Below are 14,856 nucleotides of genomic sequence, written 5' to 3'. Positions count from 1 at the left end.
TGTGACGGGTTACGGGAGGGGCGGGTCCTTGGGGGACATGCGGGTGGCGAGTTTGCCCGCCGCCTTGCGCACCGAGGTCAGGGGCTCGGCGATGTCCTCCAACGACTGGCGTTCCGCGTTGATGCCGAACTTCGCCTCGATGAGCCCACCCGCGATCATCGCGCACGCTCCCACCAGGTAACCGATGAACAGGCCCGTCGTGGCGGGGTGCTCCTGGTCGCCGATCAGCGAGCCGAAGATGGTCGGGCCCATCGCGCCCACCAGCTGCCCGATGGCGAAGAAGATCGAGATGGCCTGGGCACGCATCTCGATCGGGAAGATCTCCGACACTGTGAGATACGCCGAGCTCGCCGCCGCCGAGGCGATGAAGAAGATCGCCGACCACAACAACGTCTGAGTGAGCGCGGTGAGCAGCCCGGCCTGGAACATCATGCCGGAGATGGCCAGCAGCACCCCCGAGCTGATGTAGGTCCCGGCGATCATCTTCTTGCGCCCGACCGTGTCGAAGAAGCGGCCGAGCAGCAGCGGCCCGAGCAGGTTGCCGATGGCGAAGAAGAAGAAATAGGCGGGCGCCGTACTGGCGCTGACCCCGAAGAAGTGGGTGAGCACCAGCGACGACGAGAAGAAGATCGCGTTGTAGAGGAACGACTGCGTGGTCATCAGCGAGACGGCGACCAGCGACCGGGTCGGGTAGGTGCGGAACAACGTCCTGGCCACCACGATCAGCGGCAGCCCCTTCTCGGGCCTGACCTCGATCGCCTTGGACTTGTCGACCGGCGGGAGCGGCTTGCCGGTCTCCCGCTCCACCTCCGCCTCGATCTGCGCGACCGTCTCCTCGGCGGCCGCCGCGTGCCCGTGGGTGAGCTGCCAGCGCGGGCTCTCCGGGATGTGCCGCCGTAGCTGCCACAGCGCCAGGCCGATCACGGGGCCGATGAGGAAGCCGATGCGCCACCCGATGTTGGCGGGCAGGAAGTCGGGGTTGAGCAGGATGTAGGTGCCCGCCGTACCGATGATCGCGCCCAGCCAGTAGGTGCCGTTGACGGCCAGGTCGGTGTGGCCGCGGTAGCGGGCGGGGATCAGCTCGTCGATCGCGGAGTTCACGGCCGCGTACTCGCCGCCGATGCCGGTTCCGGCGACGAACCGCAGGATGAGGAAGACCCACAGGTTGGGGGAGAACGCCGACAGGGCGCTCGCGGCCAGGTAGATGCCGAGCGTCAGCAGGAAGAGCTTGCGCCTGCCCAGCCGGTCGGACAGGAACCCGAAGTACAGCGAGCCGACGACCTCGCCGATGAGGTAGATCGTGGCGGCCAGTCCGACCTCCGCCGAGGTCAGGTGGAGCGTGTCCTGGCGCTGGAGCACCGGGCCGACCAGGCTGGCGATGGTGATCTCGAGGCCGTCGAGCACCCAGGCGGCGCCGAGTGCGATCACCACCCGGGTGTGAAACCGCGCCCAGGGCAGGCGGTCCATCCGTGCGGGGACCAGACTTCGCACTATCTCGCTCATAGTAGCATTATGACTACTTAGAGTGAGGGGATGGCATGAGGGCGGACGTGTTGGTCCTTTTCGGCATCACGGGGGATCTGGCGAAGAAGCTGGTCATTCCCGCGCTCTACCGGCTCTGCGTGCTCGGCGAGCTGGGGGTGCCGGTCGTCGGGGTGGCGCTGACCGACTGGACGCTGGACGACCTGCGAGCCCACGCGCGCGAGGCCGTGGCGGCCAAGGGGGAGATCGACGAGGCGGCCTTCGAGCGGTTGTCGAGCTCGCTCCGGCTGGTCGCCGGTGATTATCGGGATAAATCAACTTTTGAACGGCTGCGCGCGGAGGTCAGCGGGTTCGCCGCCCACTACCTGGCCGTGCCGCCCTCGCTCTTCGCCGTGGTGGCCGAAGGGCTGGCCGGGGTCGGGCTCAACCGGAACGCGCGGCTGGTGGTGGAGAAGCCGTTCGGCCGCGACCTGGAGTCGGCCAGGGCGCTCAACGCCGAGCTGCTCAAGTATTTCGACGAGGACCACCTGTTCAGGGTCGACCACTTCCTGGGCAAGGAGCCGGTCGAGGACCTCATGGTGTTCAGGTTCGCCAACACGATGCTGGAGCCGATCTGGAACCGCACCTACGTGCGCGAGGTGCAGATCACCATGGCGGAGGACTTCGACGTCGCCGACCGGGGCGCGTTCTACGACCCGGTCGGCGCGGTCAGGGACGTGGTGCAGAACCATCTCCTGCAGGTGCTGGCGTATCTGGCGATGGACCCGCCGCCGTCCGCCGAGGCCCGTGCGCAGCTGGACGAGCGGGCTCGGTTGCTGCGTGCCGTACAGCCGGTGGAGAAGTGGGTGCGTGGGCAGTACGCCGGGTACCTGGACACGCCGGGAGTCAAGCCGGGGTCGGTGACCGAGACGTTCGTCGAGCTGCGGGTCGAGATCGACAACTGGCGCTGGGCCGACGTGCCGTTCTACATCCGCACCGGGAAGAACCTCGCGGTCAAGACGCTGGAGGTGGTCGCCGAGCTGCGGCGGCCGCCGCTGGCGCTGTTTCCTGCTGTGGGGTCGCGGGGGTGCCCGCCGAACCTCATCAGGTTCCGGCTGGAGCCGCGCGCCGGGGTGGGGTTCACGTTGCTGGCGATGGACCCCGAGGGCACGGAGCGCACCAGGGAGGTGCCGGTGAACGTGGACTTCACCCAGGTGCTCGGGGCCAACGAGGCCGCCTATGTGCGGGTGCTCGGCGACGCCGTCGAAGGGGATCCACGGCATTTCGCCCGCTTCGACCTGGTCGAGGAGTCGTGGCGCATCGTCGCCCCCGTCCTCGACCTCGCCGACCAGCCGGAACCCTACGAGAAGGGCTCCTTCGGCCCCACCAGAACCCTCACCCGCTGGCACCCGCCGTCTACCTGCTGAGCCTCCGGTAGGCGCGGACGGAGAGCGGCAGGAAGATCGCGATGATCAGCAGCGGCCAGGCGACCGCCAGCAGCAAGGCGTGCTGGGAGGCCCAGGAGTCGCCGGAGAAGCCCGGGTTGCCGAACAGGGTGCGGCAGGCGGCGACCGTGGCGGAGAGGGGGTTCCACTCCGAGATCGTGCCCAGCCACCCGGGCATCTGGGACGGCGAGACGAACGTGTTGGCCAGCATCGTGAGCGGCATCAACGGCATCCACGCCGCCCCAGCCGCCGCCGGGGTGATCTTCAGGCCCAGGAAGATGCCCACCCAGATCAGCGCGAACCGCACGAGGAGCAGCAGCCCGACCGCGACCAGCGCGTTCCCCACCCCGAGGTGGAACCGCCACCCCACCGCCAGCCCGCACCCGATGAGGATCGCCAGCTCCAGCACGGTGTTGACCATCTCCGTCGCGCTCCGCCCGAGCACGACCCCGGCCATCGACACCGGCATCGACCGGTACCGGTCGGTGACCCCGCTCGACGCCTCGGCCGTCACGATGGCCATCGTCGACATGACGCCCAGCATCATGGCCTGGCCGTACATGCCCGGCATGAGGAACTCGCGGTAGTCACCACCCCCCGCCACGTTCATCGCGCTGCCGAACACGAACCCGAACAGCAGCACCATCACCATCGGATAGAGCAGGCTGCCCAGGACGAGCGCGGGGTTGCGCCGCCAGTGGATCAACCCCTTCCGCGCCACGATCCAGGCCGTCACGCCGCCACCTCCCTCTCGGTCAGCCGCAGGAACACCTCGTCCAGCGTGGGCCGACGCAAGGAGACGTCCTCCACGGTCACTCCGGCGTCCTGTACGGCACGCATGACCTCGACCAGCGCCACCACCCGGTCACGGACGGGCGCCACGATCCTGCGCAGGTCCGCGTCGACCTCCGGCGAGGAGCCCGTGACACGGCCCACGATCGCCGCAGCCTCGGCGACCCGGTCGTGGACCACCAGGTCGATCTGGTCGCCGCCGATCATCGCCTTGAGCTCGTCCGGCGGCCCGTCCGCTATCGCCCGTCCCCGGTCGAGCACCACGATCTGGTGGGCGAGCTGGTCGGCCTCCTCCAGATATTGCGTGGTGAGCAGCACCGTCGTCCCGCCGCGCGCCAGCTCCCTGATCGACCGCCACACCTCGGCGCGGTTGCGCGGGTCGAGCCCGGTGGTGGGTTCGTCCAGGAAGAGGACTCCCGGGGCCAGGATCAGGCCGATGGCCACGTCGAGCCTGCGCCGCATGCCACCGGAGTAGTGCTTGACCCGGCGGTCGGCCGCCTCGCCCAGGCCGAACCGGTCGAGCAGCTCGCCCGCCCTGGCGCGAGCCCGGGGCGCGGGCAGGGAGTAGAGGCGCGCCCACATCTCCAGGTTCTCCCTGCCGGTGAGGATCTCGTCGACCGTCGGTTCCTGCCCGGCCAGGCCGATCCGGCGGCGTACCTGGGCGGCCTGCCGTACGACGTCGAGACCGGCCACGGTGGCGCGGCCGGACGAGGGGAGCAGGAGGGTGGCGAGGATGCGGACGGCGGTGGTTTTGCCTGCGCCGTTGGGGCCGAGCAGGCCGCAGACCGCGCCTTCCGCGACGGTCAGGTCGAGGCCGTCGAGCGCCCTGGTCGTCCCGTAGTGCTTCGTCAGTCCTTCCGTTTGAATCATGAGAACACCATAATGGAACATCAATGTTCCACAATAGGGCTTGGTAGGCTTTCTCGCATGATCGAGTCGGGTTCCCGGGGGCGCACGCGGCGCGCGATCCTGAGCGCCACCGCCTCCGTGCTGGCCCGCGACCGGTCGGCGACGCTCGCCGACATCGCGCGGGCGGCCGACGTCGGGCGCACCACCCTGCACCGGTACTTTCCCGACCGCGACGAGCTGGTCAGGGCGGCGATCGTCGACTCGTTCGCAGCCGTCGAGGAGTCGGTCAAGGCGGCGGCGATCGACCAGGGGCCGGTGCCGGAGGCGATGCGGCGGCTCGTTGCGGCGCTGGTGGACGTGGCGGACCGGCTGGCGTTCATGTTCGGCGACCCGCGCATGCTCGAGCAGCTCGAGGCCGCCGGGTGGGCGCCGGACATGTCGGTGCCGACGACGGTCAGCCTCATCGAGCGCGGGCAGGCGGAGGGCGTCTTCGATCCGGAGGTCGGCGCCGAGTGGGTCGAGCAGGTGTTGTGGGCGCTCGTCTACACCGGGTGGGAGGCGGCGGAGAAGGGGAAGCTGCCCAAGCACGGCGTGACCGCTGTCGTGATCCGTACGCTGGAGAGCGGCATACTAGCTCGTCATGAATCCTGATTTATTGGCACAAAGGTGGTGGATGTGGGCGGCGTCCACACCCGCGGAGCGTAATCCGGTGGCAGATCCCACCGGCGCGTTCGCCGCCGAGGGGCAGCCGGACGACGTGTGGTTCCTGGCCGGAACGTTCGGCGGCAAGGCCAAGCGCAGCTGTCACGTCCCCGCAGGACGCCCGCTGTTCTTCCCGCTGGTCAACATCTGCGGCCCGGCGCTGCTGTCCGGCGGGCGCAAGCTCGTGGTGCCCTCGGCCGTCGGCGGGGCCGATCTGAACGGCGTGCCGCTCCCGGCCGTCGAGGTGCACAACCAGCGGCCCTTCCGGCTGAAGCCGGTCAAGGGCTCGCCGATGTCCATCGGGGTCTTCCGCAGGGCGCGCGCCTGGGGGCTCTGGACGACGATCGACGGGCTGGAGCCCGGGTCGTACTTCCTGGAGATCCGCGGCGAGTTCGAGCCGGGCGGGTTCTGGGTGGCCGTGGACTACTCGCTCACGGTCGGCTAACCCTTCTCGCTCCCCTCGTTCGCCCCGCGGATGAAGTAACGCTGGAAGATCACGAAGATGAGCGCCACCGGAAGGGTGGCCAGCAGGGCGGCGCCGAGCTTCAGCGGGAACTGGGTGCCGCCGCCGAGGGACCCGCTGACCAGGTCGGCCAGGCCGCGCGGCAGGGTGAACAGCGCCGGGTCCTGCACCGCGACCAGCGTGTGCGGGAACTCGTTCCAGGAGTTCTGGAACGACAGGATCGTCAGCGTGATCAGCGCCGGCCTGGCCATGGGCAGCACCACCGACCAGAAGATCCGGAACGTCCCCGCGCCGTCGATCCGCGCGGCCTCCTCCACGCTCACCGGGATCGACTCGAAGAACTGCTTCATGATGAACACGCCCGCGGCGTCCGCGATGAGGGGCAGGATCAGCGCGAGATACGAGTCGTACATCCCGAGAGTGTTCAGGACCAGAAATTTCGGGATGAAGAGCACGACGCCCGGCACGGCCATCACCGCGATGATCGCGCCGAACAACGCGCCCCGCCCGCTGAACCGCAGCCTGGCCAGCGCGTACCCGGCCATCGAGTCCAGGAGCACCCGCCCCAGCGTGACGATCACCGTCACCACCAGCGAGTTCCCCAGCCAGACCGGCAGGTCGGTGCCGAGGAAGACCTTCTCGAACCCGGCCGTCGACAGCGGATGCGGCACCGGCGACAGCGGGTTGGCCGCGGCGTCCGCGTCGGTCTTGACGGAGTTGGCGATCTGGATGACGAACGGGTAGATGAAGACGAGCGAGAAGAACGTGAGGACCATCCCACGCAGCAGCTTCCTCATGCCTTCCTCTCCCGCATGACCCACCGCTGGAACAACGTCAGCAGCACGATGATCAGGAACAGCACGAACGAGATCGCCGTCCCCGCCCCGTAGTCGAAGTCGCGGAACGCCGTGCGATACGACAGGAACGCCGGAGTCAGCGTCGTCTTGGCGGGATTGCCCTGGCTCATCACGTAGATCTGGTCGAAGACCTGCCACGTGCCGATCAGCCCGAGCGTCAGCACGAGGAACATCGTCGGCTTGAGCTGCGGCAGCGTCACGTAGCGGAAGATCTGCCACCGCCCTGCCCCGTCCAGCGCCGCCGCCTCGTCCAGCGCGGGCGGGATGTTCTGCAGCGCGGCCAGGAACATCAGCATGAACGTCCCCGACGTCGTCCACACCACCAGCAGGATGATCGCGCACATCGCCACGCTCGGCCCGGACAGCCACTCGTACCAGCTCAGCCCCAGCGGCCCGCTGTCCTTGGGGAGGAAGTCCCCGAACAGCAGGTGGAAGATGCCGCGCGGGTCGGAGAACCACTGCGGCCCCTTCACCCCGAAGAAGGCCAGCAGCTGGTTGACCGCCCCCGAGTTGCTGAAGATGAACAGGAACACCACGCTGATCGCCACCGAGCTGGTGACGGAGGGGAAGTAGAACGCGGTGCGGAAGAACGTCCTGCGCCGGTTAACCACCAGCGCCAGCCCCAGCGCGAGCACCGTCTGCATCGGCACGACGAACGCCACGTAGTAGCCGTTGTTACGCAGGCTGGTCATGAAGTTCTGCCTGGCCAGGCCGTCCTCGGTGAACAGCTTGGCGTAGTTGTCCACCCCGGCGAACGGCACGCCGCCCTGGAACGGGCTGCCCTGCCCGTTCCAGTCCGTCAGGCTCACCCACAGCGCCATGAGGATCGGCAGCAGCAGGAACAGGCCCAGGATCAGCACCACGGGCGCCACGAACAGCCACCCGGCCAGGTTCTCCCTGGTACGGCTGCGCATGACGTCAGCCGAGCGCCGACTGGGTGTTCTTCTGCAGCCTGGCCAGGATCGCCTTCGGGTCCTGCGAGGTCAGCTGCTGCAGGCCGGTGTCGAAGTCGGACAGGACGCTGTCCATCTTCGGGGCGTTCACCGGGCCCTGGGCGTAGTCTGCGCCGTTGACGAACGCGGTGTCCGCGGGGAACTCCTTGACGTAGGCGTCCTTGGCCGACTGGCGCGAGGGCATCACGCCGAACGCCCTGGCGAACGTCATCTGCTGGTCCGCCTTGGTCATCGCCTCGACGAAGCCGATCGCCGCCGCCTTGTTCTTCGACTTGGCCGCGATGCCCCAGCAGTTGGTGAACGACAGCGTGCCCTTGCCCTTCGGACCCGCCGGCAGCTCGTGCGCGGTGAACTTCACGTTCGGGTAGTCGGCCTTCATCGCGCCCTTGATCCAGTTGCCCTCGATGGTCATCGCGGCCTTGCCCTTGCCGAACGCCTCGCCGCCCCACCCGGCGTCGAGCTGCTTCGGGTACTGCATGAGCTTGTCCTTGAGCAGGGTCTGGACGTACTCGAGCGCCTTGAGGTTCTCCGGGGTGTCGCCGGTCGCCTGCTTGCCGTCCTGGCTGGTGATCCAGCCTCCGGCCTGCACCATGAAGGCGCCGAGCCGGTCGCGGGTGTCACCGATGGCCAGCGGGGTGACGCCCTTGATCCGCTTGGCGACCGCGGTCAGCTGCTCCCAGGTGGTGGGCACGTCCGCGTCGGTCAGTCCGGCCTTCTTCCACAGGTCGTCGTTGACGATCAGGGCGAGGGTGGAGAAGTCCTTGGGCGCGCAGTAGAACGTGCCGTTGTAGGTGAACGTGGTGCGCAGGCTCGGGTAGAAGTCGTCCGGGTTGGAGATCTTGTCCGCGTAGGGTTCGAGCGCGCCGACGCTGGCGTAGTCGGCGAAGCGGGAGGCGTCCACGTAGAAGACGTCGGGCGGGCTGCTCCCGGCGAACGCCTGGCCGAGCTGCTGGTGGATGTCCTGCGCCGGGGTGACCGTGGCCGCGTTGCCGCTCGACTTCGCCCAGGCGGCCGCCGCCTCCTTCACCGCGGCGGTCTCGGCGTCGCCGGAGGAGGCCATGAGGATCTGCAGCGACACCGGTCCGGCCGACTGCTGCGGTTGCGAGGCCTGCGGGCTGTCGAACCCCTTGCCGCACGCGGCCAGGGGCAGGATCAGCACGAGGGGGATGGCCAGGCGTTTCATGGTCGGGGGTCCTTTCTGACGGTGAGGGAGGGCTGGAGCAGCACGTGTTTCGGCGCTTCCCGCCCGGACAGCGCGGCGGCGAGGAGGTCGACGCAGCTCGCGGCGGCTTCGGCGAGCGGCTGGCTGAGGCTGGTGAGGCCGACGGCGGCCGCCACCGGGGTGTCGTCGAAGCCGATGACGGGTACGGCTGTCGCCTGCATCGCCCCGAGGGCCACGGAGTCGCTCACACACACCAGGGCAGTGGCGCCCGCGCTGACCAGCTCGTGTGCGGCGGATTCTCCCTCTGCCGCTGTGCCGTTCTCCGTGTCGGCCCCGTCGGCGGGCAGGCCGCTCGCGGCCAGCGTCCTGGACCAGCCGTCGCGGCGGTCGTCGCCGACGCCAGAGCCCGGCTGCCAGCCGATGAAGCCGATGCGCCGGTGACCGGCGTCGAGCAGGTGGCGGGTGGCGGCAGCCGTACCGGCCGCTCCGTCCACGTCCACCCAGGGGTGGCCGCCGTCCGGCGCGCCCCAGGGGCGGCCGAAGGTGACGAACGGCAGGCCGCGTTCGGCCAGCCACGACGTGCGGACGTCGCCGTGGTGGGTGCTGGTGAGCACGAAACCGTCCGGCTCGAACTCGCCGAGCAGCTCGTCGTAGGTGGCGATCTCGGAGCGGTCGTCGGTCGCGGTGTAGAGCAGCACGCGGTATCCGGCGCGGGCGGCGGACTCGGTGAGGCCGTGCAGGAACCGGTCGAAGACGTTCACGCCGTCCTGGGTGGGTTCTATGCGTACGGCGAGCAGGCGCGACCTGCCTGTGCGCATCTGCCTGGCGGCGGCGCTGACCCGGTAGCCGAGCGCCTCGACGGAGGCGAGCACGCGCTGCCTGGTCTCCTCCTTGACGATCTCGGGGGAGTTCAGCACGTTCGACACGGTCTGCCGGGAGACTCCGGCGTCCCGCGCCACATCGGCGATCGTCACCTTTTCCGCCATAAGTCACCTTTATTGGGGTTTGATCGATCCAAAAGCCTTATGACAGGATTAGATCGTTCAAGTAAACGGAGTGTCAAGGGGTCCTCACAGTGCCGATGTCGCAGCAGCCGCTCCTTCATGACCTGGTGAGCACCGTCCTCGCCCCGACGTCCGCGCTGAGCGGGGCCGACGGGCAGATCAGGGCGTCGGGCGTCCAGGGGGTGTTCCACGCGGACGCGCGGGTGCTCGCGCAGGCCAGGCTGGAGATCGACGGGCGGGAACCTGTGGCGGTCGGGTACGCCGAGCGGGGGCCTGGGGTGACGCGGTTCGTGTCGCTGGTGCGGTGGCTGGGGGATCCGGGCGCGGACCCGACGGTGCGCGTCGACCGGACACGACGGGTGACGCCTGGGCGGGTGGAGGAGGAACTGGAGATCGTCTCGACGGCCTCTGTGGCGGTGAGCGCCGTGGTGACGATGACGCTGAGCTGCGACCTCGCCCGGATAGAGACGGTGAAGGGCGGGGGAGGGACGGTCGCCTTGGAGGCGGTGGTTCGGGGTGACACGGTCGAGTGGCGCTCTGGGACGACCCGGCTCACCGTGAGCGGTGAGGGCGCGGCCGTCGGGGGCGGGGCCCGCGAAGGCGGGGGCGGGGGCTCCCCCGGTGCGGGTTCCCCCGGGGGTGGTGAGGTGGTGTTGCTCTGGGAGGTTGACCTGGCGCCTCGGGGGCGGGTCGTCCTGCGGTGGTGGGCCGACGTCGACGACCCTGGCGCGGTGGTGAGCGCGCCCGTCACGGCCGTCGAGTGGAGCCGTCCGCACGTCACGGCCGACGACGCCAGGCTCGTACGGCTCGCCAGCCAGTCCCTCGACGACCTGCAATCCCTCAGGCTCGCCGAGGGCGGTGACACGTTCCTGGGCGCCGGAGTGCCGTGGTTCCTCACGCTTTTCGGCCGCGACAGCTTGTGGGCCGCTCGGATGCTCCTCCCCCTCGGCACCGACCTGGCCGCGAGCACGCTGAGAGTGCTCGCCCATCGCCAGGGAACCAAGCACGACCCCGACTCCGGCGAAGCGCCAGGCAAGATCATGCATGAGCTGCGCAGGCACGAGTTCGCCACCGGCGGGATGCGTCTGCCCGCCGCCTACTACGGCACGATCGACGCCACCCCACTCTGGATCAACCTCCTGCACGACGCCTGGCGCTGGGGCCTGCCGCAGGAGAGGGTCGAGGCGTTGCTCCCGGCCATGGAGTCCGCCCTGACCTGGCTCGGCGACCACGCGGACGCCGACGGCGACGGGTTCATCGAGTACATAGACACCAGCGGGCGCGGCCTGGCCAACCAGGGGTGGAAGGACTCGGGCGACGCCGTCCGCTTCCGCGACGGGACCCTGGCGAGGCCGCCGATCGCGCTGGCGGAGGTGCAGGGGTACGCGCACGAGGCGGCGGTGAAGGGGGCCGCGTTGCTGGAGGCGTTCGGAAGGCCAGGGGGCGAGCGGTGGCGCGACTACGCGGGACGGATGGCCGACCGGTTCCGCGCCCGGTTCTGGGTGGACGGCGGTTACCCGGCGCTGGCCCTCGACCGGGACAAACGCCCGGTGGACGCGCTGACCAGCAACATCGGCCACCTCCTCGGTACCGGCCTGCTCACCTCCGGCGAGGAGACCCTGATCGCCCAGAAACTGATAAATCCGGAAATGTCCGGTGGCTTTGGGCTGCGCACGATGTCGTCGAACGACGCTGGGTTCAGCCCGCTGTCCTACCACTGCGGCTCGATCTGGGCGCACGACACCGCGATCGTCATGGCAGGCCTGGCCAGGGCAGGGTACGGCGAGGCCGCCGCGCTCCTCGCCGACGGGCTCCTGGAGGCGGGCGAGGCCTTCGGCTACCGGCTCCCCGAACTGCACGCGGGCGACGACCGGCACACGGTCGGCCGTCCCGTGGCCTATCCGGCCGCCTGCCGCCCCCAGGCGTGGTCGGCGGCAGCGGCGATCACGATCCTGCATGCCGCCACGGGCCTGTATCCCGACGTCCCCAACAACCGCGTCGACCTACGACCCATGACGCGCGGAACCTTCCAGGGAGGGGCGTCCTCGGGAGGAGCCGCGTTGGGGGCTGTGGTGGTGCGGGGGATGCGGGCGGCAGGCGTGGAGGTGTCGGTGTCGGTGGACCGATCAGGCGAGGCGCGCGTCGAAGGATTGCCCATGGAGATTATCGCCAATCATGGGAGGCCTCTTGAAGGTAGATCTTCCTGAATCTACGGTCATGGCGTGGATGTCTCTCGCAGGACCCTGCTGATGGCGACCGCGGGCGTCGCGCTGCTCCCGACCGGTAAAGCGAGCGCCGAAACGCTGGAAGAACGGGCGCTCGCGATGAAGCCGCCCGTCTTCCTGCTGGAGACGGCCGTCCCCCCTCAGCTCCAAGGCGCCGGGCTGGCGATCACCGACCAGCGGGCCGTCTGCGGGACCAGGTCCCTGCGCTGGGACCACGACGAGCGCGCCACCGTCACCATCAGAACCCCGCTGAACTGGTCGCCCGACGCCTACCGCCCCGGTGACGACCAGGCGTGGCAGGGGCTCGTCGACGCGTTCTCGGTGTGGATCCACAACGAGACCCCGGTCGACGACGTGGTGCGGTTCGAGTTCGGCCGGGGTGACCGTACCGACCTGTGGTTCGAGTTCAGGCTCGGCTTCACCGGCTGGCGGACCGCGTGGGTGCGTTACGCCTACGACATGCACGGCCGCCCCCACAAGGACATGGACACCGTACGGATCACCGCCCCGCGCAGGAAGGGCGCCCTCTGGCTCGACCAGCTCATCCTCAACACCGCCATCCGGCCGGACGGCCCGTGCCGCGACTTCCAGCTGCCGGACATCGGCCGGGAGCAGGACGAGTACGACCACCAGCACTGGCAGGCGCTCTACCTGTTCGACCAGCTCCTGCAGGAGGCCAGACCGGAGGGAAAGGCCACGGATGACGAAAAGGCAGCGCTCAGGCGGCTGCGCACCGCCTACACCGACGAGTACCTCACCGCCAAGGTCACCGTGGACGTCGCCGCACTGACCGCGCAGGTCGCGTCGATGGAGAACCGCCCCGTGCACGCCTACCAGCGGGAGATCTACCCCCAGGAGATCGCCGCCGAGCTGCGCACGTTCGTCAACGCGGTCACGCTGAGGTCCGTCACCGACCTCATGAAGACCGTCGCCCAGGCCTACGACCAGGACCGCCAGGCGCTCGGCGGCCTCTACGTCAGGCTGGTCAAGCTGCTCAGGGAGCAGGGCTGGACCAGGGGCAGCTGCCAGGGCACCATCCACCACCTGGGCTACGACGTGCGCGGCTACTACGACTCGGTCTTCCTCATGCGGGACGTCCTGCGGGAAGCCGGGCTGTTCGAGCAGGTCAGGGCGGATCTGGGCTGGCTGACCGGGTTCGGCAGGGTGTTCAGGGGCTGGAAGCACCGCTGGGCGCACGGCAGCACGATGGACATCCTCAACACGACCGTGCGCGGCATGCTCGCCTACGCGCTGCTGCGCGACACCGAGGACGAGCAGGTCGCCTACCTCAACGCGTTCGTCGACTGGCTGAACGCCGCGCTGCTGCCGACCACCGGCATCCAGGACGGCATCAAGACCGACGGCACCACCTTCCACCACGTCGGCTTCTTCCCCGACTACGCGCGGGACGGCTTCGCCGGCGCGGCCCCGATCATCTACCTGCTGGGCGACCGGATCTCGGCCGAGGCCTTCGCGTCGCTGAAGAAGGCGCTGCTCACCATGCGCGTCTACGCCAACAAGGCGAGCTGGCCGATCTCCGTCAGCGGGCGCAACCCCAGCGGGGCGACGGCGCTGTCGACCGTGCCGTACATGTGGCTGTCGGGCGACGACGAGATCGGCGCGGCCTTCCTGCGCCTGCTGCCCGCCGTACCCACGGCTGAGCAGAAGATGTGGGCGGACAAGGTGCGAGTACCGGCGGAGAAGGCGCCGACGGGTAACTGGGCGCTCAACTACGGCGCGATGGCCGTGCACCGGCGCGGGGACTGGCAGGTCAGCGCGCGCGGCCACAACCGCTACCTGTGGAGCACCGAGATCTACGTCGGCGCCAACATGTACGGCAGGTACAACACCTACGGGCAGATCCAGGTGCTGCGCGGGTCCAACGCGGAGAGCGGCTACCAGCAGCAGGGCTACGACTGGAACCGCAGGCCGGGCACGACGACCATCCACAAGCCGCTCGACCAGCTCAGGGGCGACCTGACCGGCGCGATCGAGGAGATGCTGCTCAGCGACTCGCGGTTCGCCGGGGCGCACAGCATCGACGGGCGGCATGGCATGTGGGCGATGGACCTGCACGGGCACCCCAAGTACGACGGCTCGCACCGGGCCAGGAAGTCGGCGTTCTTCTTCGACGACCGGGTGATCGCGGTCGGCACCGCCATCTCCAACGACGACGCGGCCAACCCGACGGAGACGACGCTCTTCCAGGTCAAGCGCACCGGCAAGGTCATCATGGACGGCCAGGAGGTGACTTTTCCGTACACCGGCGCTGATCTGAGTGCGAGATGGCTGATCGACGACCAGAACATCGGTTATGAGCTGCCGGTCGGGCAGACGCTCAACCTGACGAGGTCCACGCAGAGCTCCCGTGACAACGCCACGGAGGCCCCGACCAGCGGCGACTTCTCCACCGCCTGGCTGAGTCACGGCAAGGCCCCCAAGGACGGCTCCTACAGCTACGCCATGCTGATCGACGCCACGCCCGAGCGCATGGCCGCCTTCCCGCCGTACACGATCGTCAGGGCGGACGCCGAGGCGCACGTGGTCAGCGACCAGACGACCGGCATCACCGGATACGCGGCGTTCGAGCGCACCACGTTCGACGGCGCGGTCCGCGCGGTCGACACCCCGTGCCTGGTGCTCACCAGGACGGACGGCGACGCGCTGGTGCTCGCGGTCTGCGACCCCGACCTGCGGCTCTACTCGGGCATCGACCACGACCAGTACGAGCGCGGGCGTTACGTGGGCCACTTCAGCCCGTGGTCGCGGCCGTGGCTGGCGGGGCCGAGCCATCCGCACGTGCTCAGGGTGACCCTCGACGGCCGCTGGGCGGCCGACGGCGACCAGCCGTGCAGGGTACGGCGGGTCGGACCTGTCACGGTGGTCGAGTTCACGACGGTGGACGGCCGCCCTGTCCAGGTCCGGTTGGTGCGCGGATAATCC

General features: G+C 69.3%; 12 protein-coding genes. 5 read left to right on the top strand and 7 right to left on the bottom strand.

Going from position 1 to position 14,856, the window contains the following annotated elements; translation table 11 throughout:
• Positions 1-9: 9 nt before the first annotated feature.
• Entirely contained in the window at positions 10-1,503 is a 1,494-nt protein-coding gene (locus ACIBG8_RS40025) for an MFS transporter (protein ID WP_397348435.1), read from the bottom strand.
• Positions 1,504-1,538: 35 nt separating this feature from the next.
• On the opposite strand from ACIBG8_RS40025, the gene zwf reads away from it, so the two are divergent.
• On the top strand, positions 1,539-2,888 hold the full coding sequence (gene zwf, locus ACIBG8_RS40020) for a glucose-6-phosphate dehydrogenase (protein ID WP_397348434.1): 1,350 nt from the start codon (positions 1,539-1,541) through the stop codon (positions 2,886-2,888).
• Here the strand turns inward: zwf and ACIBG8_RS40015 are convergent.
• Together ACIBG8_RS40015 and ACIBG8_RS40010 are read right to left on the bottom strand one after the other, a co-directional pair.
• The gene (locus ACIBG8_RS40015) at positions 2,878-3,642 is read right to left on the bottom strand and encodes an ABC transporter permease (RefSeq protein WP_397348433.1); all 765 of its coding nucleotides are present in this window, start codon (positions 3,640-3,642) and stop codon (positions 2,878-2,880) included. The two genes, zwf and ACIBG8_RS40015, sit on opposite strands and share 11 nt — an antisense overlap.
• Entirely contained in the window at positions 3,639-4,568 is a 930-nt protein-coding gene (locus ACIBG8_RS40010; RefSeq protein ID WP_397348432.1) for an ATP-binding cassette domain-containing protein, read from the bottom strand. The genes ACIBG8_RS40015 and ACIBG8_RS40010 overlap by 4 nt, the downstream gene beginning before the upstream one ends.
• A gap of 57 nt (positions 4,569-4,625) precedes the next feature.
• On the opposite strand from ACIBG8_RS40010, the gene ACIBG8_RS40005 reads away from it, so the two are divergent.
• Entirely contained in the window at positions 4,626-5,198 is a 573-nt protein-coding gene (locus ACIBG8_RS40005; RefSeq protein ID WP_397348431.1) for a TetR/AcrR family transcriptional regulator, read from the top strand.
• A 58-nt stretch (positions 5,199-5,256) separates the two neighbouring features.
• Positions 5,257-5,694 carry a hypothetical protein gene (locus ACIBG8_RS40000; protein ID WP_397348430.1) on the top strand — a complete coding sequence of 146 codons (438 nt, stop codon included), beginning with the start codon at positions 5,257-5,259 and terminating at the stop codon, positions 5,692-5,694.
• On the opposite strand, the gene ACIBG8_RS39995 is transcribed toward ACIBG8_RS40000, so the two are convergent.
• From ACIBG8_RS39995 to ACIBG8_RS39980, 4 genes are read right to left on the bottom strand one after another with little or no spacing between them, the layout of a single operon-like run.
• Positions 5,691-6,509 carry a carbohydrate ABC transporter permease gene (locus ACIBG8_RS39995; protein ID WP_397348429.1) on the bottom strand — a complete coding sequence of 273 codons (819 nt, stop codon included), beginning with the start codon at positions 6,507-6,509 and terminating at the stop codon, positions 5,691-5,693. The two genes, ACIBG8_RS40000 and ACIBG8_RS39995, sit on opposite strands and share 4 nt — an antisense overlap.
• Positions 6,506-7,483 carry a carbohydrate ABC transporter permease gene (locus ACIBG8_RS39990; RefSeq protein WP_397348428.1) on the bottom strand — a complete coding sequence of 326 codons (978 nt, stop codon included), beginning with the start codon at positions 7,481-7,483 and terminating at the stop codon, positions 6,506-6,508. The genes ACIBG8_RS39995 and ACIBG8_RS39990 overlap by 4 nt, the downstream gene beginning before the upstream one ends.
• 4 nt (positions 7,484-7,487) lie before the next feature.
• Positions 7,488-8,705 carry an extracellular solute-binding protein gene (locus ACIBG8_RS39985; protein ID WP_397348427.1) on the bottom strand — a complete coding sequence of 406 codons (1,218 nt, stop codon included), beginning with the start codon at positions 8,703-8,705 and terminating at the stop codon, positions 7,488-7,490.
• Positions 8,702-9,670, bottom strand: coding sequence for a LacI family DNA-binding transcriptional regulator (locus ACIBG8_RS39980; protein WP_397348426.1), 969 nt, complete (start codon positions 9,668-9,670; stop codon positions 8,702-8,704). The genes ACIBG8_RS39985 and ACIBG8_RS39980 overlap by 4 nt, the downstream gene beginning before the upstream one ends.
• 95 nt (positions 9,671-9,765) lie before the next feature.
• Between ACIBG8_RS39980 and ACIBG8_RS39975 the strand changes: the two genes are divergently transcribed.
• Both ACIBG8_RS39975 and ACIBG8_RS39970 read left to right on the top strand, forming a co-directional pair.
• Positions 9,766-11,895, top strand: a complete 2,130-nt coding sequence (locus ACIBG8_RS39975; RefSeq protein WP_397348425.1) for a glycogen debranching N-terminal domain-containing protein — start codon at positions 9,766-9,768, stop codon at positions 11,893-11,895.
• Positions 11,896-11,910: 15 nt separating this feature from the next.
• A complete protein-coding gene (locus ACIBG8_RS39970) occupies positions 11,911-14,853 on the top strand; it encodes a chondroitinase family polysaccharide lyase (protein WP_397348424.1) in 2,943 nt (980 codons plus the stop codon).
• Positions 14,854-14,856 lie beyond the last annotated feature (3 nt).

Origin of the sequence: Nonomuraea sp. NPDC050556 (assembly GCF_044457355.1) — a bacterium.
GTDB lineage: Bacteria > Actinomycetota > Actinomycetes > Streptosporangiales > Streptosporangiaceae > Nonomuraea.
The sequence above is the reverse complement of the archived record's forward strand: the minus strand, read 5'-3'. Positions and strand labels throughout refer to the sequence as shown.